The 20,478-nt window shown below is 69.8% G+C and carries 19 protein-coding genes; 3 read left to right on the forward strand and 16 right to left on the reverse strand.

Features of this window, described 5'->3' with window-relative positions:
• Positions 1-163: 163 nt before the first annotated feature.
• Both H483_RS39625 and H483_RS29265 read right to left on the reverse strand, forming a co-directional pair.
• Positions 164-319 carry a hypothetical protein gene (locus H483_RS39625; protein ID WP_017836862.1) on the reverse strand — a complete coding sequence of 52 codons (156 nt, stop codon included), beginning with the start codon at positions 317-319 and terminating at the stop codon, positions 164-166.
• An 85-nt stretch (positions 320-404) separates the two neighbouring features.
• Complete coding sequence (locus H483_RS29265) at positions 405-1,784, reverse strand: replication-associated recombination protein A (RefSeq protein WP_371204451.1); 1,380 nt, start codon at positions 1,782-1,784, stop codon at positions 405-407.
• Between the two features lie 156 nt (positions 1,785-1,940).
• Here H483_RS29265 and H483_RS29270 point away from each other — a divergent pair, with 156 nt between their 5' ends.
• Entirely contained in the window at positions 1,941-3,245 is a 1,305-nt protein-coding gene (locus tag H483_RS29270; RefSeq protein ID WP_017836864.1) for an alkaline phosphatase family protein, read from the forward strand.
• A gap of 22 nt (positions 3,246-3,267) precedes the next feature.
• On the opposite strand, the gene aspS is transcribed toward H483_RS29270, so the two are convergent.
• Positions 3,268-5,070, reverse strand: coding sequence for an aspartate--tRNA ligase (gene aspS / locus H483_RS29275; RefSeq protein ID WP_017836865.1), 1,803 nt, complete (start codon positions 5,068-5,070; stop codon positions 3,268-3,270).
• Between the two features lie 273 nt (positions 5,071-5,343).
• Here aspS and H483_RS29280 point away from each other — a divergent pair, with 273 nt between their 5' ends.
• Entirely contained in the window at positions 5,344-6,258 is a 915-nt protein-coding gene (locus tag H483_RS29280; protein WP_017836866.1) for a neutral zinc metallopeptidase, read from the forward strand.
• A gap of 16 nt (positions 6,259-6,274) precedes the next feature.
• On the opposite strand, the gene hisS is transcribed toward H483_RS29280, so the two are convergent.
• A complete protein-coding gene (gene hisS / locus H483_RS29285; protein ID WP_017836867.1) occupies positions 6,275-7,555 on the reverse strand; it encodes a histidine--tRNA ligase in 1,281 nt (426 codons plus the stop codon).
• Between the two features lie 50 nt (positions 7,556-7,605).
• On the reverse strand, positions 7,606-8,271 hold the full coding sequence (locus H483_RS29290; protein WP_017836868.1) for an MBL fold metallo-hydrolase: 666 nt from the start codon (positions 8,269-8,271) through the stop codon (positions 7,606-7,608).
• A gap of 204 nt (positions 8,272-8,475) precedes the next feature.
• Here H483_RS29290 and H483_RS29295 point away from each other — a divergent pair, with 204 nt between their 5' ends.
• Positions 8,476-9,423, forward strand: coding sequence for a peptidylprolyl isomerase (locus tag H483_RS29295; RefSeq protein WP_017836869.1), 948 nt, complete (start codon positions 8,476-8,478; stop codon positions 9,421-9,423).
• A gap of 51 nt (positions 9,424-9,474) precedes the next feature.
• Here the strand turns inward: H483_RS29295 and H483_RS29300 are convergent, their stop codons facing one another.
• The 11 genes from H483_RS29300 to H483_RS29350 all read right to left on the reverse strand — a co-directional run bounded on the left by H483_RS29300 (position 9,475) and on the right by H483_RS29350 (position 20,477).
• Positions 9,475-11,862, reverse strand: coding sequence for a bifunctional (p)ppGpp synthetase/guanosine-3',5'-bis(diphosphate) 3'-pyrophosphohydrolase (locus tag H483_RS29300; protein ID WP_017836870.1), 2,388 nt, complete (start codon positions 11,860-11,862; stop codon positions 9,475-9,477).
• Positions 11,863-11,907: 45 nt separating this feature from the next.
• Positions 11,908-12,465, reverse strand: a complete 558-nt coding sequence (locus H483_RS29305) for an adenine phosphoribosyltransferase (protein WP_017836871.1) — start codon at positions 12,463-12,465, stop codon at positions 11,908-11,910.
• Positions 12,462-13,517 (reverse strand): protein translocase subunit SecF, encoded by a 1,056-nt coding sequence (gene secF, locus H483_RS29310; RefSeq protein ID WP_017836872.1) that lies wholly within the window; start codon positions 13,515-13,517, stop codon positions 12,462-12,464. The genes H483_RS29305 and secF overlap by 4 nt, the downstream gene beginning before the upstream one ends.
• Positions 13,514-15,175, reverse strand: a complete 1,662-nt coding sequence (gene secD, locus H483_RS29315; RefSeq protein WP_017836873.1) for a protein translocase subunit SecD — start codon at positions 15,173-15,175, stop codon at positions 13,514-13,516. Before secD ends, secF begins: the two co-directional genes overlap by 4 nt.
• Positions 15,176-15,301: 126 nt before the next feature.
• Complete coding sequence (gene yajC / locus H483_RS29320) at positions 15,302-15,736, reverse strand: preprotein translocase subunit YajC (protein WP_017836874.1); 435 nt, start codon at positions 15,734-15,736, stop codon at positions 15,302-15,304.
• Positions 15,733-16,824 (reverse strand): Holliday junction branch migration DNA helicase RuvB, encoded by a 1,092-nt coding sequence (gene ruvB, locus H483_RS29325; protein WP_017836875.1) that lies wholly within the window; start codon positions 16,822-16,824, stop codon positions 15,733-15,735. Before ruvB ends, yajC begins: the two co-directional genes overlap by 4 nt.
• Positions 16,824-17,423: a Holliday junction branch migration protein RuvA gene (gene ruvA / locus H483_RS29330; RefSeq protein WP_017836876.1), complete on the reverse strand. Its 600-nt coding sequence runs from the start codon at positions 17,421-17,423 to the stop codon at positions 16,824-16,826. Before ruvA ends, ruvB begins: the two co-directional genes overlap by 1 nt.
• Positions 17,420-18,091, reverse strand: a complete 672-nt coding sequence (locus H483_RS29335; protein ID WP_017836877.1) for a crossover junction endodeoxyribonuclease RuvC — start codon at positions 18,089-18,091, stop codon at positions 17,420-17,422. The genes ruvA and H483_RS29335 overlap by 4 nt, the downstream gene beginning before the upstream one ends.
• Before the next feature lie 59 nt (positions 18,092-18,150).
• Positions 18,151-18,903 (reverse strand): YebC/PmpR family DNA-binding transcriptional regulator, encoded by a 753-nt coding sequence (locus H483_RS29340; RefSeq protein ID WP_017836878.1) that lies wholly within the window; start codon positions 18,901-18,903, stop codon positions 18,151-18,153.
• Between the two features lie 81 nt (positions 18,904-18,984).
• A complete protein-coding gene (pdxT, locus tag H483_RS29345) occupies positions 18,985-19,602 on the reverse strand; it encodes a pyridoxal 5'-phosphate synthase glutaminase subunit PdxT (RefSeq protein WP_017836879.1) in 618 nt (205 codons plus the stop codon).
• Positions 19,599-20,477, reverse strand: a complete 879-nt coding sequence (locus tag H483_RS29350) for an acyl-CoA thioesterase II (RefSeq protein WP_017836880.1) — start codon at positions 20,475-20,477, stop codon at positions 19,599-19,601. The genes pdxT and H483_RS29350 overlap by 4 nt, the downstream gene beginning before the upstream one ends.
• Position 20,478 lies beyond the last annotated feature (1 nt).

A 20,478-nucleotide genomic window follows, 5' to 3' on the forward strand; every position in this document is an offset into this window, starting at 1 on the left:
GAGGTGGTCGGACGACTGCTCAGCCTACCGGCGGCACTCAGACGTCGAGGAACGGACCGGAGGAGCCTGCGGACGAGATCGGCACGGACCCCGCGTGCGGGGCCCGTGCCGAGGTTCCTACCGGTGATCCGGCCGGCGATCTAACGAAACGCAGGTCGCCGGGTCAGCGCGGCATCGGGGGCAGGATGATGCCGAAGTTGGCGGCGGTGATGAACGCCTCCTGCGGAAGCAGGCCGAGGCTGTGCGCTCCGGTCCCCCACACGCCCACCGAGGTGGCCACGCCGACCAGGGTCGAGAAGATGCTCGCGATTCCGCTCATGATTCCTCCGAAAAGTGTTCGACGACATGAATGTTGTGCCCGTTAAGACAGGCCTCATGAGTTTCACATATATCGCCCGGCGCTGCTAGGTGCCGCCCCGGACGATGCCCCGCAGCCGGGTCAGTCTCGCGAGCAGGTCACGTTCGTAGCCGTGTCCGGTGGGCGAGTAGTAGTCCCGGCCCACGAGCTCGTCGGGAGGGTACTGCTGTGCCACCACCCCCGCCGGCGACTGGTGCGCGTAGCGGTATCCGACGCCGTTGCCCAGCCCCTTCGCCCCGGCGTAGTGACCGTCCCGGAGGTGACGGGGGACCTCCCCGACGCCACCGGCGCGCACGTCGGCCATCGCGGCGTCGATCGCGGAGATGACGGCGTTGGACTTCGGCGCCGTCGCCAGGTGGATGGTGGCCTGGGCCAGGGCGAGGCGGCATTCCGGCAGCCCGACCTTCTGGACGACCTCCGCCGCGGCGGAGGCGGCGAGCAGTGCGGTGGGGTCGGCCATTCCGATGTCCTCGCTCGCGTGCACCACCAGTCGCCGCGCGATGAACCGCGGATCCTCCCCCGCGACCAGCATCCGCGCGAGATAGTGCAGGGCCGCGTCGGCGTCCGATCCGCGGATCGACTTGATGAACGCACTCGTGACGTCGTAGTGCTGGTCACCGTCACGGTCGTAGCGCACCGGCGCCGCGTCCAGGCTGAGTTCGACCGTCTCCGGGGTCACCACCGCGTCCTCGGCGGCGCCCGCGGCGGCCTCGAGGATGGTCAGGCTGCGCCGAGCGTCGCCACCGGAGAGCCGGACGATGTCCTCCACCGCCTCGTCGGTCACCTCGAGCGCGCCCCCGTAGCCCCGGTCGTCCGCGACGGCCCGCCGGACCACCGTCGCCACCGCCGCTGCGTCCAGTCCCTGCAACTCGGCGATGAGCGAGCGACTCAACAGCGGGGCTATGACCGAGAAGTGCGGGTTCTCCGTGGTGGCGGCCACCAGGAGGACGATGCCGTTCTCCACCGCGGCCAGCAGCGCGTCCTGTTGGCTCTTCGAGAAACGGTGCACCTCATCGATGAACAGCACCGTGCGGCGGCCGTGGAGTTGGCGCGTCCGGGCGTCCTCGATCACCGCGCGGACGTCCTTGACCCCGGCGCTCAGGGCGGACAACGCGACGAAGTGCCGGCCGGATGTGCTGGCCACCAGATTGGCCAACGTCGTCTTGCCCGTCCCCGGTGGCCCGTAGAGGATCACCGAGGACCCTCCCCGACCCTCGACCAGCCGCCGCAGCGGCGAATTGGCGCGCAGGAGGTGGTCCTGCCCGATAACCTCCTCCAGCGTCCGTGGCCTCATCCGGACCGCCAGCGGGGACCCCGGGTCGACCTGCGGGACAGACCCCTCCTTCGGGCCCGGTCGCGCATCCCCGGCCGCGAACAACCCTGCGTCTTCGCTCACGCGACCCAGGCTACCGACGGGCCCCGACACCGCCCGCGGGGTGAACATCAGGAGACGAACGGACCATCCGGGTGGTCCGGTCCGTCGCGATGGAGTTGAGTGGAACCGGCGTGTGCCCCGTCCCCACGGGGTAGACCTGTGTCCAGTCCCCTCCCGTCCAGCCCGCCCCCCGAGGAGCCCCGCCCGATGAGTCGCCATCACGACGCCTGCCACGGACCCACCCTCACCCGCCGGGAGGCACTGGCCGGAGCCGGTGTGGTCGTCGCCGCCGGCACGGTCGGGGTCACCATGCTCGCCGAACCGGCCCCGGTCTGGGCCACGCCGACGCGGCCGGTCGCCGACGACCTCGACGTCTACGTCCTGGTCACCGACGGGATGCGACCCGACGAACTCAACCCCGCCCAGGCCCCCACCCTGCACCGGTGGGCCTCGGAGGGGACCAGGTTCACCGACGCGACGTCGGTCATGATCGCCGAGACGCTCCCCAACCACGCGGCGATGGTGACCGGGGTCCTGCCCGAGCGGAACGGGGTCCCCGCCAACTCGGTCTGGGACCACGTGAGCGGCACCGACAGGACACTCGACCGGCCCGACGACCTCCGCGCACCGACGGTGCTCGACCGGATCCGGACCGAGGCGGGCCTGACCACCGCGAGCGTGCTGAGCAAGGACTATCTCCACGGCCTGTTCGGCGGACGCGCGAGCGTGCAGTGGGCACCGTTCCCCCTCGTCCCGGTCACCGACCACTCACTCGACTGGTTCACCGTCGAGGCCCTCAAGCAGACCGTCACCGACCACGCCCCCAGGATGACCTTCGTCAACCTGGGCGACATGGACCGATTCGGCCACATGGATCTCTCGGGCACCTCGCTGCGACTGGCCCGCAACCAGGCGGTGTACAACTCCGACCACAAACTCTGGGAGTTCGAACAGTTCCTGCGCTCGACGGGCCGGTGGGAACGCTCGGTGGTCATCGTCCTGGCGGATCACGGGATGGACTGGTCGGAGCCGCTCAGCCTGATCAGCGCCGCCGGGGCGATCGAGGCCGACGCGGCGATCCGCGGGCGGTTCGGCATCGCCCAGAACGGCGGGGCCGACACGTTCGCCTATCTCGGCCCGGCGAGCGAGCGCGACGCCTCGGTCCGGCGGCTGCGCGAGGTCGTCGGCGCGCTCCCCGGGGTCAACCGGCTCTACGATCCCGCCGAACTCTCCCTGGGGGAACGGGGCGGGGACCTGGTCGCCACGTGCCACCCCGGTTGGCGGTTCTCCGACCCCACGCCGTTCTCCAACCCGATTCCCGGGAACCACGGGCACGAGGTCACCCTGGGGATCCCGTTCTTCATCGGCGGCGGGCACCGCATCGTGCGTCGGGGGGTCACCGTCGACCGACCGGTCCGCACCCTCGACGTGGCACCGACGGTCGCCCGGTTGTTCGGGCTCGACCACTCCGGGATGGACGGCCGCCCGGCGCTCGAGGCGTTCCACCTCTGACCGCCGGTCCGCCGAAGACCGACTACCCGGCTGACGCGGGCTCCGCCTGGGTCCCCTGACCGCGGGTCACGGGCGCGGCGTCGAGTCCCGACTCCTTGCGCTGCTGCGGAGTGATGGGGGCGGGGGCGTCGGTGAGCGGGTCGACTCCGCCGCCGGACTTGGGGAAGGCGATGACGTCGCGGATGGATTCGGTCCGGGCCAGCAACGCACAGATGCGGTCCCAACCGAACGCGATGCCGCCGTGCGGCGGCGCGCCGTAGGAGAAGGCGTCGAGCAGGAAGCCGAACTTCTCCTGCGCCTCCTCGGCGGAGATCCCCATCACGCCGAACACCCGCTCCTGGACGTCCTTGCGGTGGATGCGGATCGAGCCGCCCCCGATCTCGTTGCCGTTGCACACGATGTCGTAGGCGTAGGCCAGGGCCGAGCCCGGGTCGGTGTCGAAGGTGTCCAGGTGCTCCGGCTTGGGAGAGGTGAACGCATGGTGCACGGCCGTCCACGCGCCCGAGCCCACCGCCACGTCGCCGGCGGCCGTCGCGTCGTCAGCCGGCTCGAACATCGGGGCGTCGACCACCCAGGTGAACGCCCAGGCCTCGGGGTCGATCAGTCCGAGCTTGTCCGCGATCTCGCCACGAGCCGCACCGAGGAGCGCGCGGGTGGATTTGACGGCCCCGGCACCGAAGAAGATGCAATCCCCGGGCTCCGCACCGACGTGGGCGGCGATGCCGGCGCGCTCGGCGTCCGACAGGTTCTTGGCGACAGGACCGCCCAGCTCGCCGTCCTCACCGACCAGGATGTAGGCCAGCCCCTTGGCTCCGCGCTGCTTGGCCCACTCCTGCCAGGCGTCGAGCTGACGTCGCGGCTGCGACGCGCCGCCCTTCATGACCACCGCGCCGACGTAGGGGGCCTTGAACACGCGGAACGGCGTGTCGGCGAAGAACTGGGTGCACTCGACCAGTTCGATGTCAAAGCGCAGGTCGGGCTTGTCGGAGCCGTACCGACGCATCGCCTCGTCATAGGTCATCCGCGGGATGGGGGCCTGGATCTCGTAGCCCGCCGTCGCCCACACCTCGGTGAGGATCTCCTCCGCGACCGCGATCACGTCGTCCTGGTCGACGAAGCTCATCTCCACGTCCAGCTGGGTGAACTCCGGCTGCCGGTCGGCCCGGAAATCCTCGTCCCGGTAGCAGCGGGCGATCTGGTAGTACTTCTCCATCCCGGCCACCATGAGGAGCTGCTTGAACAGCTGCGGCGACTGCGGGAGGGCGTAGAAGGTACCGGGCTGCAGACGTGCGGGGACGAGGAAGTCGCGCGCGCCCTCCGGGGTGGAGCGGGTGAGGGTGGGGGTCTCGATCTCGACGAAGTCGTGGCGTGCCATGACGCTCCGCGCGGCGGAGTTGACCTTCGACCGCAGTCGCAGTGCGGCACCCGGACCCTCACGGCGGAGATCGAGATAGCGGTGACGCAGGCGCGCCTCCTCCCCCACCTCGTCGTCGAGCTGGAACGGCAGAGCCGCGGCCTCGCCGAGCACCTCGAACGAGACCACGTCGACCTCGATCTCACCGGACGCGAGAGCAGGGTTCTCCGACCCCTCCGGGCGGCGGTCCACGACGCCGGTGACGGCGACGCAGAACTCGTTCCGGAGACGGTGCGCGCGGTCGGCGATCTCCTCGGAGCGGAACACCACCTGGCACACGCCGGTGGAGTCACGGAGATCAACGAAGATGACCCCGCCGTGATCCCGGCGGCGCGCCACCCAGCCGGCCAGGGTGACGGTGTCACCGGCGTCGGCGGCTCGGAGCTGGCCGGCGGAATGGGTGCGCAGCACGGGGGTGGTCCTCTCGTCGGGAATGCTGGATGGTGGGCGAACGGCGACGGGACCCGCCGCGGTTCGTGCGGTCGGACCCGGGTTCGGACGACGCACAGTCTACGTCCACCCCCCGGTGTTCCCGGCGTCGGCTGCGGCCGACGCCCGGCGCCGACCGTCCCGCGTGCACCACGGTCGCGCAATACAGTGTGGAGCACTCCGGCGTCCTGCCGGATCGGAGCGGCCCGGGCCGCAGGGGCGGGGTGCCACCCCGCGGACGGGAGGGCGACGGACATGACGTTCCGACAGAGCGGGAGCCTGGACACCAGTGGGGTCTCCGGTGGTGGCCGCGGTGGGCGGGGAGGCCGCCGCGGGATCGCCGTCGGTGGGGGTGTGGGCGGCCTCGCGGTGGTCCTGGTCGCCCTGTTCCTCGGAGTCGACCCGTCCCTCCTCGGCTTGGAGCAGGGCGACGGCGGGCGGGGACCGACCTCGGACTCAGCGCAGCGGTTCCAGTCCCATATCGACCAGTGCGATCTCCGGCAGGCCAACACGGACACGGTCTGCCGGATCGTCGCCACCACGGAGAGCCTGGAGGACGTCTGGAGCTCCGAACTGCCCGCTCAGGCGGGGATGCGATGGGTCCAGCCCCACACCACCGTGTTCACCGGCGATGTCGACACCGCCTGCGGCGCGGCCTCCTCCGCCGTCGGACCGTTCTACTGCCCGGCCGACCAGGACGTCTACATCGACCCGGCCTTCTTCGACGAGGTGCTGGTCGGTCGCCTCGGGGCCCCTCCTTCCGGGGCGGCGCAGATGTACGTGGTCGCGCACGAGTTCGGGCATCACCTGCAGACCATGCTCGGCGACATCCGCCGTTCACAGCAGGATCCGCGGGGCCCCTCCTCGGCTGCGGTCCGCGTCGAGCTCCAGGCCGACTGCTACGCGGGACTGTGGGCCCACTACGCCACCTCGACCCCCGGCCCCGGCGGCGGGGATCCCCTGCTGGAGAGCCTGACCGACGAGGACGTGGACGAGATCGTCCGGACCGCCGAGGTGATCGGTGACGACCACATCCAGTCCTCAGGCGGCGCCCGGGTCGATCCGGGTTCGTGGACCCACGGCTCGTCGCAGATGCGGCGCCAGTGGTTCCTCACCGGCTACGACCAGGGATCGATCCGGGCGTGCGACACCTTCGGTGCGCGGGTGTAGCGATCCCCCGCGACGCTCAGCGGGCGACGAGCCCCGTGACGTGGGCGACCACCGAGTCCAGCGGGACCGCGTTCTGCTCACCCGTCGCCATCGTCTTGACCACAACGGTGCCAGAGGCCAGCTCGTTCTCACCCAGCACGAGGGTGACCGCGGCTCCCGACCTGTCGGCGGCCTTGAACGCCCCCTTCATGCCGCGGTCACCGTAGGCCATGTCGGCGCGCAGGCCCGCCCGACGGAACCCCGCCAACACGGGCACCATCGCGGCCCGGGCCGGAGCGCCGAGCGCCACGCCGTACACGTCCACCCGACCTCCCGCGGCGGGGTCGATGCCCTCCGCCTGCAGCGCCAGCATGGTGCGGTCCACGCCGATACCGAAACCGATGCCGGACAGGTCCTGCCCCCCGAGCTGTTGCATCAGGCCGTCGTAGCGTCCGCCGCCCCCGATCCCAGACTGGGCGCCGAGTCCGTCGTGCACGAACTCGAACGTGGTCTTGGTGTAGTAGTCCAGGCCGCGGACCATCCGGGGATTGACCTCGTAGGCCACGCCGAGCGCGTCGAGGTGTGACCGGACCTCCGCGAAGTGGGCCGCGCTCTGGTCGGAGAGGTGATCGACCATCAGCGGGGCGTCCGCGAGCTGGGCACGGACCTCCGGGCGCTTGTCGTCGAGCACGCGCAGCGGGTTGATCCGGGCGCGCTCCCGGGTGGCCTCGTCGAGATCCAACCCGGCGAGGAAGGCCTGCAGCCGGTCCCGGTACCCGGGGCGGCATGTCTCGTCCCCGAGCGAGGTGAGCTCCAGACGGAACCCGGTCAACCCGAGGGAGCGGAACGCCTCGTCCGCCACCGCGATCACCTCGGCGTCGAGGGCGGGGTCGTCGATCCCGATCGCCTCGATGCCGACCTGCTGCAACTGGCGGTACCGCCCGGCCTGGGGACGCTCGTAGCGGAAGAACGGGCCGGCGTAGCAGAGCTTGACCGGAAGCTGCCCGCGATCCAGGCCGTTCTCGATGACCGCGCGCATGACCCCGGCCGTCCCCTCGGGCCGGAGGGTGACGCTCCGGCCGCCGCGATCGGAGAACGTGTACATCTCCTTGGAGACGACATCGGTGGACTCACCCACGCCGCGGGCGAACAGCGCGGTGTCCTCGAAGATCGGCAGCTCGATGTGCCCGTAGCCCGCGCGCCTGGCGGCCGAGGTGATCGCCTCCCGGACCGTGACGAACCCGGCAGAGGTCGGGGGGACGTAGTCCGGCACCCCCTTCGGTGCCTTGAGCGCGGTCTTCTTTTGGGTGCCGGTCACGTGTGGTGGGTCCTTGCGTGTAGTCGGTGGGTGGATCTGGGGGTGGGGGTCTAGAGGTCACGCAGGAACGGGTTGGAACGCCGTTCCCGGCCGACGGTGGTCGAGGGACCGTGCCCGGGGAGCACGACCGCGTCGTCGTCCAGGGTGAGGAACTTCTTGGCGATCGACTGCATGAGCACGTCGGTGTCGCCCGCGGGCAGATCGGTGCGACCCACCCCGTCCTGGAACAGGACGTCGCCACCCAGCACGATGGTCCGGCGCCCCTCCTCTGTGTCGGCCATGATCCGGAAGGACACCGATCCGGGGCTGTGACCGGGCACGTGGTCCACGTCGAAGGTCATCGACCCGAATCTCAGGGTGTCGCCGTCGAACACCTCGACGACCTCCGCCGGCTCCGTGAAGGTGAGGTCCTTGAGCATGGCCGACAGATCGAGCGAGAGCCCCTTGCCCGGATCGGAGAGCATCACGCGGTCCTCCGGGTGGATGTACGCCGGCACACCGTAGTGATCGGCGACCTGCCGGGCGTTCCAGATGTGGTCCAGGTGACCGTGGGTGAGCAGTACCGCCCGTGGCCGCAGTCCCGCCTCGGACACCTGGCGGCGCACCTGTTCCTCGGCGTCCTGGCCCGGGTCCACGATGACGCAGTCCCCTGCGGCGTCGGAGACGATGTAGCAGTTGGTCTGGAACATCCCTGCCGGGAATCCGATGATCTGCACGTCCGCGCTCCCTTCCTCGATGGCCCGAGGACTCCGTCGCAGGGCCCCGGGCCGACTGGGCCGCACACCGGAGTGGTGTGCAACCGTCTCGCCCCGACCTGGTAGACAAGACCCCTGGGCTGGAGCGCTGTGGTCTGCTCACTCCAGTCCCCACCGCGGCTCCAGCCGACTGTTCCAGCCTAGTCCAGGTACCCAGGAGGGTCAGTGTCCACCAACCAGGAACGCCGAGCCGAGGCGCGCCAGCGCCTGCGCGAGCAGATGGAGGCGCAGGCTCGTCGCGAGAAGCAACTCAAGATCGTGGCGGCCTCGGTCGTCGTCGCGGTCCTGCTGGGGATCGTCGGGGTGGTCGCCTGGATCAATTACGACCGCAAGCGCGCGGAGGAGTACGCGGCCAACTGGCTCACCTGCGAGTACCCCGCCGACACCGAGACTCCCGAACCGCTCGACCCCGCGGAGTTCGAGGATCAGGGCGACGAGGTGGTGGCCGAGGTGGAGGAGTTCAACGCGCAGGTCGAGACCGTCAACGAGAACAGGCGTGACGCCGAACCGCCGTCGGGCGACCAGGCCCGCCGGGGCATCGCGGAACTCACCATCACCACCGACCGCGGCGAGATCCCCCTCACGCTCGACCGTTCCGACGCGCCCTGCAACGTCGCGAGCTTCGTCCACCTGGCCGAGCAGCGGTACTTCGACGACACCGAGTGCCACCGTCTGACCGTCGCGGAGGAGACCACGGGCCCGGAGGAGGTTCCCGGCCTGTCGGTCCTGCAGTGCGGCGACCCGACGGGAACCGGACTGTCCGGGCCCGGGTACTCCGTGGTGGACGAGCCGCCCGCGCCCGACACCCTCGAACTCGCGGCCGACGGATCGGGCGCCGCCATCTACCCCCGCGGAACCGTCGCCATGGCCAAGTCGCAGGCCCCCGACAGTGCCGGGAGCCAGTTCTTCCTGGTCTACGAGGACTCCGCCCTCCCGCCCGAGTACACCGTCATGGGGACCGTCGGCGAACCGGGACTGGAGGTGCTCGACGACATCGCCGAGACCGGTGTGAAGAGCGATGACCCCACCGACCGCGACAACCAGGTGCCGCGTCGTCCCGTCACCATCGAGACCGTGGTCGTCGACGAACAGTCAGGGCTCCCCGACCGCTGAGGCCGGGCGGGACGGGCGGGGCAACCCTCTCGGCTCAGGTGACGTCACCGCTCAGTTCGACGTCATCCGGTTGACGTCGAAGACCCCTTCGACACCTCGGACCGTCTGCAGGACGTGTCCGAGGTGTTTGGGATCGGCCATCTCGAAGGTGAACCGCGAGATCGCCACCCGGTCGTCCCCGGCCGTCTGGACGGACGCGGACAGGATGTTGACCTTCTCGTCCGCCAGCACCTTGGTCACGTCCGACAACAGCCGGTGCCTGTCGAGCGCCTCCACCTGGATCGCCACCAGGAACACCGCCCCGGGCTGGGGTGCCCACTCGACCTTGACGAGTCGCTCGGGCTCTCTGTGTAGGTCTGACGCGTTGGTGCAGTCGGTGCGGTGAACGCTCACGGTGCCACCGCGCGTGATGAACCCCAGCACCTCGTCACCGGGCACCGGCATGCAGCAGCGGGCGAGCTTGGCGTGCACGTCCTTCACCCCGCCCACCAGGATCCCCGGACCCGGCGGCGCCGGACGGTTCGAGGTGATGTTCTTGTCCCGCGACCGGTCCGCCAGCTCCTCGGTGACCTCGTCGACTCCCCCGTGGGCGGCGACGAGCCGACCGATGATGTGCTTGGCGGAGACGTGGTTCTCCCCGATGGCCGTGTAGAGCGCGGTGACGTCGGCGAAGCCTAGCTCACGTGCGACGCCGGCCAGCGACTCGTTGGAGAAGACCCGGTGGACGGGCACCCCGCCTCGGCGTACCTCCCGGGTGATCAGGTCCTTGCCCCGCTCGAGGGCCTCCTCGCGCCGCTCCTTGGCGAACCACTGGCGGATCGAGCTCTTGGCCCTGCCGGACACGACGAACTTCTGCCAGTCCAGACTGGGGCCGGCGTTGGGGTCCTTGGAGGTGAAGACCTCGACGACCTCGCCGTTCTCCAGGGGCCTCTCGAGCGCGACGAGCTTGCCGTTGACGCGCGCACCGATACACCGGTGACCGACCTCGGTGTGGACGGCGTAGGCGAAATCCACCGGTGTCGCACCGACAGGCAGGTTGATCACGTCGCCCTTGGGCGTGAAGACGAAGATCTCCTTGCTGGTCATCTCGAACCGGAGGGAGTCCAGGAACTCCCCCGGATCCGCGGCCTCCCGCTGCCAGCTCAGCAGTTGGCGCATCCACGCCATCTCGTCCACCTCGGCGGGATCGCCGTGGTGCTTGCCGCGGGTCTCCTTGTACCGCCAGTGCGCGGCGATCCCGTACTCGGCGTTCCGGTGCATCTCGTGGGTCCGGATCTGGATCTCCAGCGGTTTGCCGTCGGGACCGATCACGGTGGTGTGCAGTGAGCGGTAGACGCCGAAGCGCGGCTGGGCGATGTAGTCCTTGAATCTCCCCGGCATCGGTTTCCAGGCGGAATGCACCACGCCGATGGCGGCGTAGCAGTCCCGGACGTCCTCACACAGCACGCGGATGCCCACCAGGTCGTGGATCTCGTCGAACTCCCGTCCTCGGACGATCATTTTCTGGTAGATCGACCAGTAGTGCTTGGGACGGCCCTCGACCCGGGCCTGGATGTGGGCGTTCTCCAGCTCGGCCCTCACCCGGGTGATCACCGTTCCCAGGTAGACGTCCCGGCTCGGCGCCCGGTCGGCGACCAGTCGCACGATCTCCTGGTACTTCTTGGGCTCCAGGATCGCGAACGCCAGGTCCTCGAGTTCCCACTTCACGGTGGCCATTCCGAGACGGTGGGCCAGAGGCGCGATCACCTCCAGGGTCTCGCGGGCCTTCTTGACCTGCTTCTCCGGCGGTAGGAACCGCATGGTCCGCATGTTGTGCAGGCGGTCGGCGACCTTGATCACCAGCACCCGCGGATCATGCGCCATCGCGATGATCATCTTGCGGATCGTCTCGGCCTCGGCCGCCTCGCCGAAGTCGACCTTTTCCAGCTTCGTGACCCCGTTCACGAGATGTGCGACCTCGTCACCGAAATCCGAGGCCAGGGAGTCGAGTGAGTAGTCGGTGTCCTCCACGGTGTCGTGCAACAGCGCTGCCACGAGGGTGGTGGTGTCCATGCCCATCTCGGCGCAGATGGTCGCCACCGCCAGTGGATGGGTGATGTAGGGGTCGCCGGACTTGCGGAACACGCCCTCGTGCTGGCGTTCGGCGAGTGCGTAGGCACGCGAGAGCAGCGCCACGTCGGCTTTGGCGTGGTGGATACGGTGCACCCGCACCAGGGGTTCCAGGACGGCGGGAGTGGACGTCACCGTCAACCCCGAGGTGAGGCGCCGAGCCCATCTGGCCCGGACACGCCGGCCGGCGGACGGGCGGGCGCCCGGGATCACCGGGAGCGGCTGGGTGTTGGGCTGGGGGTTGGGCTGGGTGGTGGACCGGGTCTGCTCCGCGGGTGCGGGCTGGGGGCCGGTTCCGAGGTTCGCGGTGGGATCCTGCCGATCGGTCATTCCGGCTTCTCCCTCCATGTCCGGTCCGTCAACGACGGGCGGTGGTCACGCGACCGTGAGGCAGGTCAGCGGTGTGCCGGACAGTCTATCCCTACCCCCCAGTCCGGGAACTTCGAGCACCACCGACAGGCCCGTCACCACGGCGCCACAGTCGTCGAGGAGCCCGACGGCCGCCCCGAGAGTGCCGCCGGTGGCCAGGACGTCGTCCACCACCAGGATTCGCGTGCCGCTGAGGTCGAGGCCGTCGGCGGGGAGTTCGAGCGTCGCCGCCCCGTACTCGAGTTCGTAGGAGCGCGAGTGCACCGGTGGTGGGAGTTTGCCCGCCTTACGGATGGCCAGCACACCCGTCTGCAGCCGCAGCGCGACCGCCCCGGCGAGCAGGAAGCCACGCGCGTCCAGCCCTGCCACGTAGTCCACCGACCCGATCTCGTGGCCTGCGGCGAGGCCTGCCACCACGGCGTCGAAACCCTCGGGGTCGGCCAGCACGGGGGTGAGGTCGCAGAACTGGACGCCGGCCACCGGGAAGTCCTCGACCCGGCGCATCAGGCGCTCGACGGCGGCCACGACCCCCGGGGAGACCCCCGAGGTCCCGTGGTCCCTCATGCGGTGGCCCCGGCCTTCTCCCGGCGGGCCAGGACCTTGGCGGTCTGGCGCTTGGTGGCGGGGTCGAACTCCTTGAGCCACACCAGCAGCGGGGTCGCGAGGAAGATCGACGAGAACGTGCCCGTGATGATGCCGACCACCTGGACGATGGCGAGGTCGAGCAGCGTGCCCACCCCGAGGATCCACACCGCGACCACCAGCAGCGCCAGCAACGGGAGGATGCCGATGGTGGTGGTGTGGATCGATCGCATGAGCGTCTGGTTGACCGCGAGGTTCGCCTCTTCGGCGTAGGTGCTGCTCGAGGAGTGTTTGCTGCCGCGGGTGTTCTCGTCCACCTTGTCGAACACGATGACCGTGTCATAGAGGGAGAAACCGAGAATGGTGAGCAGGCCGATGACCGTGGCGGGTGAGACCTCGAATCCGAGTAGCGAATAGATGCCCGCCGTGGTGATGACGTCGAAGAAGAGCGCGACGACGCCGGCCACCGACATCCGCCACTCGAAGCGCAGCGCCATGTAGCCGAACACGATGACGATGAAGACCACCAGGGCGATGATCATCTGCTGGGTGACCTGTCCACCCCAGCTCTCGCTGCGCGCGGAGTCGCCGACGGCCTCGATCGAGACCTCGCCGCTCGCCGCGACGGGCTGGAACTCCTCGACGAGCGCGAGTTTGGTCGCGTAGATCTCGTCACTGGTGAGGAAGCCGGTCTCCACCTCGACGATGCGCGCGTTGCCGGCGCCCACGATCTGGACCGTCTGGGGCTCCTGACCGAGAGTCTCCTCGACGACGGTGGCCACCCGGCCGGTGTCCGCATCCCCTGCCGGCATCGTCAACTTGGTGCCGCCGGTGAAGTCGATGCCGAAGGTGAACCCCCGGAAGATGATGCTCGCGAGGCAGATCGCGACGATCGCCCCGGTCAGGAGGAAGTACAGGCGGCGGCGCTGCACGATCGGGAACGCGCCGGTCCCCGTGTAGAGACGGTTGAACAGGCTCTCCGGCTGGTCCGGACCCGCCGTGCCGTCGGTGTCGATCGTTCCCGGGGCGCTCATCGGCCCTCCTCCTCGGAGTCGTCGCGGCGCGGCAGGATCATCGTCACGCCCGGGGACGCCGGCCCCGGATCGGTGGGTCGCCCATCAGGACCCCGGACGGTCGCGGACACCCCACGGCCCCCGTCGGGCCCCGGTTCGGCGCCGGCCTTCTCGGCGTCCTGCTCGAGCCGGCGTCGCTCGGCGGAGTCGGCCCGCAGGGACTCCATCCGGCCGAGGCCGTTGGCCCACGGCTTGGTGAACAGCGGTTTGGTCGAGGCCAGGTAGACCAGCGGCCACAGGGCGGTGAAGGCGACGAGGACGTCCATGACGGTGCTCAGTGCCAGGGTGAAGGCGAAGCCACGGACCTCTCCGGTGGCCAGCAGGTACAGCACCACGGCGCCGATCAGACTGACCACGTTGCCGGTGATGATGGTGCGACTCGCGCTCTTCCACGCTCTGGGTACCGAGGATCTGAACCGGTGACCGTCGCGGAGCTCGTCCTTGATCCTCTCGAAGAACACGACGTAGGAGTCCGCGGTCATGCCGATGCCGATGATCAGCCCGGCCACCCCGGCCAGATCGAGGCTGTAGTCCACTGTGTACCCGAGGAACACGAGCATCACATAGGTGACGAGGAACGAGACCACGAGGGAGAAGAACGCGATCACGCCGAGCAACCGGTAGTACAGCACCGTGTACACCAGCACCAGCAGGAAACCGATCGCGCCGGCGAGCAGGCCGGCCTCGAGCGAGGCAAGGCCCAGCGAGGCCGGCACGTTGTCGACGTTCGGGTCCTCGAACGAGATCGGCAGTGCGCCGAACCGGAGGTTCCCGGCGAGCGTCGCCGCCTCGTCCATGGTGAAACTGCCGGTGATCGACGTGGCCGACCCGACCGGGGTGACCCCCTGGACCACCGGGGCACTGATCACCTCGCCGTCGAGGAGGATGGCGATCTGGCGCTGCAGGTACTCCTGGGTCAGTCGCGACCAGGTGGCGCTGCCCTGCTGTCCGGGTCCGGCGTTGAACCGGAACGACACCTCGTTCTGACCGGCCTGCTGGCTGAAGCCGGAGCTCACCGAGTCCTTGACGATCTGTTGGCCGTCGAGGCGCTCGCCGTCCTCCGGTTCGCCGACCAGCAACGGCACTGGGCCGAGAACGTATTTCGCGCCCTCTCCGCACGCGATCAACGCCTGGGACTGATCCTCGAATCCCGCGGTGATCTCCCTCTCGGGGCACCGGAACTCCGGCAGGCGCTGGATGAGTTCCTGGGGGTCGCCCTGCCGTACCTCGAGGGCCTCCTCGACAGCCTGGGCGACCGCCTCGCGGTCACCGACCGCGGCATCGACGGGCTCCACGTCGCCTTCTGCCACCGGCTGGACCTCGAGCACCGGTCGGATCGTCAGCTGCGAGGTGGTCCCGAGGTCCCGGGCCTGGCTCGAGTCCTCGCCGGGGACCGTGAGGACGATGTTGCTGCCCTCGATGACCACCGAGGTCCCGGCCACACCGAGACCATCCACCCGATCGCGGATGATGTCCTGGGCCAGACGCAGGTCCTGCTCGTCCGGCTGCCCGATGGGGATCAACGTGACCCGGGTACCGCCCTGCAGGTCGATGCCGAGCTTGGGTGCGAGTCCCCGGTCAGCGACGGCGAACGCCGCGAGGAAGAGGATGAAAAACACCAAGCAGAAAGAGGACAGCAGCGCCCAGGGCCTGGGGCGGGCGTCTACACGCCGAGAACGGACTGGTGACACGGGTGATCTCTCTCGGTCTTCTGCAGGGGCCTCCGGCTGGACGGCCCCATCACACTACTCGCCGGTAGCCCCTCGTCCGGAATCAGCGCCGTCTTCACCGGTGGTCGAGCCGGGGGCCGAACCCGGGGTCGTGCCGGGGTCGAGCTTCTCGCGGATCACCCGACGGTCCCACTGCGTCCGGACCCCGGGGGCGATCTCCAGGACCAGGGTCTCCTCGCCGACCGTGACGACCGTGGCGTGTAGCCCCGAGGTGGTGAGCACCTGATCACCGACCGAGAGTGAGGCCTGCATCTCCTGCAGTTCCTTCATCGCCTTCCGCTGCTTGGAGCTCTGGAGGAACATCAGCGCGACGAGCGCGATGATCATGAGTGGCAACAGGAGTTCCAGTCCCATGGGGGTCCTCTCGGGTCGGGACCCGTCGGTGGGTCCGAAGGTATCGGGTCCGGGCGTCGGACCGGTCTCGTCCGAGGATGCCACCCGGGTGGTCATCCGCGCGGGCCGGGTCCCGTCTCCGTCTCCACCGGCAGCATCGGTTCGGTCAGATCCCTGTCCGATCGGCGCAGTCCGAGGTGCTCCCACGCCGCGGCGGTGGCGACCCGGCCACGGGGCGTGCGGGCGAGGAGACCGGCACGGACGAGGAACGGTTCGCAGACCTCCTCGAGGGTCGTCGCCTCCTCTCCCACGGCCACGGCGAGCGTGCTCAATCCGACCGGCCCGCCCTCGTGCTGCACGAGCAGCGCGCGCAGGACCGCACGGTCCAGTCTGTCCAGGCCCAGCTCGTCGACCTCGTAGACCCGGAGCGCCGCGCGGGCAACCGGAACGGTGACCCGCCCGTCCGCCCGGACCTCGGCGTAGTCGCGGACGCGGCGCAGCAGGCGGTTCGCGATCCGCGGTGTGCCGCGGGAGCGCCCGGCGATCTCCATCGCCGCGTCCGGTTGCACCGGGATATCGAGGATCTCGGCCGCCCGGGAGACGATGCGGGCCAGGTCTTCGTCCGTGTAGAAGTCCATGTGCGCCGTGAAGCCGAAGCGATCGCGCAACGGGCCGGTGAGCGCACCCGACCGTGTGGTGGCGCCGACCAGTGTGAACGGGGCGATCTCCAGCGGGATGGAGGTCGCGCCGGGCCCTTTGCCCACCATGATGTCGATCCGGAAGTCCTCCATGGCGAGGTACAGCATCTCTTCAGCAGGACGCGCGATCCGGTGGATCTCGTCGATGAACAGGACGTCGCCCTCGATGAGATTGGAGAGCATGGCGGCGAGGTCCCCCGGGCGTTCCAGGGCAGGGCCGGAGGTGATGCGGAGCGATCCCCCGAGCTCGGCTGCGACGATCATCGCCAGGCTCGTCTTTCCCAGTCCCGGTGGGCCGGAGAACAGTAGGTGGTCCGGGACCACCCCGCGCCGGGTCGCCGCGGTGAGAACGAGTTCGAGCTGCTCGCGGACCGTCTCCTGGCCGATGAACTCCCCGAGGTTCCGCGGGCGCAGGGCGCCCTCGACATCGGAGTCGAAGGGGGTCGACGCAGCGGACAGCTCGACCTCCGTCTCGTCCCCGTCCGCATCGCGGTACGGCCCGGTCATCAGCGCCTACCGAGCGACCGCAGTGCCAGCCGCAGGGCCTCCGCCGGCCCCAGGTCAGGGTCGCTCGACAGGACGGCGGCCGCCGTCTTCTCCGCCTCGGTGGCCGAGAAGCCGAGTCCCTCGAGCGCTCCGGCCACCTCGGTCGCCGCCGGGGCCGCGGACGAGCCCGGCCCGGCGCCGCTGCTGTCGGCGTCGTGTACGGGCCCGACCTTGTCCTTGAGCTCGAGCACCATCCGCTCGGCGGTCCGCTTACCCACCCCGGGGACGCGGGTGAGCGCCGTGACGTCCTCGGTCCCCAGCGCTCTCACCAGCTGGTCGGGTTCGAGAGTGGCCAGGATCGCCAGGGCCAGACGCGGTCCCACACCGGAGACCGTCTGGACCGTCGAGAAGAGGCGACGGGCGTCCACGGAGTCGAAACCGTAGAGCGTCAGCGAGTCCTCACGCACCACGAGCTCGGTGTGCAGTGTGCCCTCCGCACCCCGGCGCAGTCCGGCCAGCGCGGCCGGCGTCGCATGGACCAGCACGCCGACGCCGCCGGCCTCCACCACGCAGCGGTCCAGACCGATCTCGGCCACCGTCCCCCTGATCGAGGCGATCACCAGCGCACTCCCTTCGTTCGAGCCATCCCCCGTGCCGCCGCCCGCGCGCGTTCCTGGTCGGCGGTACTCGTCCCGCCGTGCGACCGACCGACCCCGGCGGTGCGGGTCGCCGCCGCCCTGCCCTCGACGACCTTGGCCTCGAAGCCCGCGCGGGATCTCGACACCTGCGCGTCGAGGGCGGCCACCCGACCCTGCATGGGCGCCCGCCAGCTGTGGCAGACGGCCAACGCCAACGCGTCGGCGGCGTCCGCCGGGCTCGGGGGTTTCTGCAGGCCGAGTATCCGGGTGATCATGAGTGTCATCTGCTTCTTGTCGGCGCGACCGCTCCCGGTGACGGCCGCCTTGACCTCGGAGGGGGTGTGGAACGCCACCGGGATGTCCCGGTAGGCCGCGGCCATGGCCACGACCCCGGCCGCCTGCGCCGTGCCCATCGCGGTGGACACCTGGTTCTGGGCGAAGACCCGCTCGATGGCCACCACGTCAGGGCGGTGGATGTCCATCCACTCGTCGGCGACCTCGTGCACCGCACGCAGGCGGCGCTCGATGGGTTCGTCCGCTCTGGTCCGCACCACATCCACGTCGAGGGCGGTGACGCCGCGGCCGGGTGCGGTCTCGATCAACGCGAGACCGCACCGGGTCAGCCCGGGGTCCACTCCCATGACGCGCATCGAACCTCCGCCGATCGGTGGTAGAACCTACGTTCGATAGCGTACCAGCGGTGGCGTCGTCAGGACTCCAGCGACGCCAGCACGTCGTCCGGTACGTCGACGTTCGAGTACACGTTCTGGACGTCGTCCGAGTCCTCGAGCGCGTCGATGAGGCGGAAGATCTTCCCCGCCCCCTCGGCATCGACCGTCACCTCGACGGAGGCCCGGAAGGCCGACTCGGCCGAGTCGTAGTCGATCCCGGCGGCCTGGAGGGCCGTCCGGACCTGGACGAGATCGGTGGGCTCGCAGATGACCTCGAAACGGTCACCGAGGTCATTGACCTCCTCGGCCCCCGCGTCGAGCACCGCCATGAGGACGTCGTCCTCCTCGAGATCGCCCTTGTCCAGGATGATCTCGCCCTTCCGGGTGAAGAGGTACGCCACGGAACCCGGGTCGGCCAGGTTGCCGCCGCCCCGGGTCATGGCCGTCCGGACCTCCATCGCCGCGCGGTTGCGGTTGTCCGTCAGGCATTCGATGAGCATCGCCACGCCGTTGGGCCCGTAGCCCTCGTACATGATGGTCTCCCAGTCGGCGCCACCCGCCTCCTCGCCGGCACCACGCCGACGCGCCCGCTCGACGTTGTCGCCCGGGACCGAGTTCTTCTTGGCCTTCTGGATGGCGTCGAACAGGGTCGGGTTGCCGTCGGGGTCACCACCACCGGTGCGGGCCGCCACCTCGATGTTCTTGACGAGCTTGGCGAAGAGCTTGCCGCGCTTGGCGTCGATCGCCGCCTTCTTGTGCTTGGTGGTGGCCCACTTGGAATGGCCTGACATGGGGAGTTCCGCCCTCCGGGTGTCTGGGGATGAGGCCTGGATGACCTCCGGGTGACTTACAGGTGCCGCTGACGGCCCACTCTACGAGGTCGCCGCCCTCACCATGTCGAGGAAGTACCGATGGACGCGCACGTCGTCGGTGACCTCGGGGTGGAACGACGTGGCCAGGGCGTTGCCTTGGCGCACGGCGACCACGTGTTCCCGGCCGTCCGACGCTCGGACGCCCGCGAGGACGTCCACGTCCGGTCCGACGCTCTCCACCCAGGGTGCGCGGATGAACACGGTACGCAGCGGGTCGGGGCCGAGGGCGTCGATGACGAGGTCGGCCTCGAAGGAGTCGACCTGCCGGCCGAAGGCGTTGCGACGGACCGTCATGTCGATGGCGGAGAACCAGGTCGCGTCCGGGCGGGTGTCGAGCACCAATGACGCCAGCAGGATCATGCCCGCGCACGATCCGTAGACGGGCATACCGTCCGCGATGCGCGTCGACACCGGGGCGTACATGTCGTACACGTCCAACAGGCGGCTCATCGCGGTCGATTCACCGCCCGGGAGCACCAGCCCGTCCACGGAGTCCAGTTCCGACCGGCGGCGCACCGTGACGGCCTCGGCGCCGACGGTCTCGAGGTGCCGCAGGTGCTCGGCGACGTCGCCCTGGAGGGCGAGCACACCGATCCGGGGTCGGCGCGAGGCGCTCACCCTCGGTCCGAGCCGGTGCCACCCGACAGGTTGACCGGGAAGGGCTGAGCACCCTCCCGGAGCCGTCGCGACAGCCCCTCCTGGGTGACCGCCGCGACCAGGCGCCCCGTCCGGTCGAAGATGCGGCCCTGCGTGAGGGCCCGCCCCCCGAAGGCGGACGGCGACGTCTGGTCGTACAGCAGCCACTCGTCGGCACGGAACGGGCGCAGGAACCACATGGCGTGATCGAGGGAGGCGTCCTGGGTCGGTTCGTCGGGATGGATGACCTTCGCCGAGCTGAGCAGCGTCATGTCCGACATGTAGGCGAGGGTGCAGACATGGAAGTTGGGGTCGTCCGGCAGCTCGTCCACGCACCGGAACCACACCCGCTGCTGTGAGGCGATCTGTGAGGATCCGCGGAGTCTCTCCCGCGGCACCATCCGGATGTCCCACTGCGCCCACTCGTCGACGAAGACGCGGTGGGTCTCGTCCAGGTCCTCGTACCGGGGCGCGGGGATCTCCTCGGCGTCGATCACGTCGGGGATCGGGTCCTGGTGCTCGATCCCCTCCTGGTCGCGGAGGTGGAAGGAGGCCGACATCGAGAAGATCGGCTCACCCTCCTGGATCGCGGTGACCCGCCGGGTGGCGAAGCTCCTCCCGTCCCGGAGCCGGTCCACCTGGAACACGGTGGGTGCCGACGGGACCCCCGGCCGGATGAAGTACCCGTGGAGGGAATGGACGTGCTTGTCGTCGTCGACGGTGCTGACCGCGGCGGTCAACGTCTGCCCGGCGACCTGACCGCCGAAGGTGCGCTGCAGGTGGGTCTCGATCGCGTGACCGCGGTAGAGGTCGCGGTCGATCCGCTCGATCGCGAGGATGTCCTCGATCTTGGCCACC

Origin of the sequence: Dietzia sp. UCD-THP (assembly GCF_000349585.1) — a bacterium.
Taxonomy (GTDB): Bacteria; Actinomycetota; Actinomycetes; order Mycobacteriales; family Mycobacteriaceae; genus Dietzia; species Dietzia natronolimnaea_A.

Bases quoted from the DNA above. Each gene is read 5' to 3' on its own strand.
- H483_RS39625 (WP_017836862.1), bottom strand. From the start codon at position 319: ATGAGCGGAATCGCGAGCATCTTCTCGACCCTGGTCGGCGTGGCCACC.
- H483_RS29270 (WP_017836864.1), top strand. From the start codon at position 1,941: ATGAGTCGCCATCACGACGCCTGCCACGGACCCACCCTCACCCGCCGG.
- H483_RS29280 (WP_017836866.1), top strand. From the start codon at position 5,344: ATGACGTTCCGACAGAGCGGGAGCCTGGACACCAGTGGGGTCTCCGGT.
- H483_RS29300 (WP_017836870.1), bottom strand. From the start codon at position 11,862: ATGACCGATCGGCAGGATCCCACCGCGAACCTCGGAACCGGCCCCCAG.
- H483_RS29305 (WP_017836871.1), bottom strand. From the start codon at position 12,465: ATGAGGGACCACGGGACCTCGGGGGTCTCCCCGGGGGTCGTGGCCGCC.
- secF (WP_017836872.1), bottom strand. From the start codon at position 13,517: ATGAGCGCCCCGGGAACGATCGACACCGACGGCACGGCGGGTCCGGAC.
- yajC (WP_017836874.1), bottom strand. From the start codon at position 15,736: ATGACCACCCGGGTGGCATCCTCGGACGAGACCGGTCCGACGCCCGGA.
- ruvB (WP_017836875.1), bottom strand. From the start codon at position 16,824: ATGACCGGGCCGTACCGCGATGCGGACGGGGACGAGACGGAGGTCGAG.
- H483_RS29335 (WP_017836877.1), bottom strand. From the start codon at position 18,091: ATGCGCGTCATGGGAGTGGACCCCGGGCTGACCCGGTGCGGTCTCGCG.
- H483_RS29340 (WP_017836878.1), bottom strand. From the start codon at position 18,903: ATGTCAGGCCATTCCAAGTGGGCCACCACCAAGCACAAGAAGGCGGCG.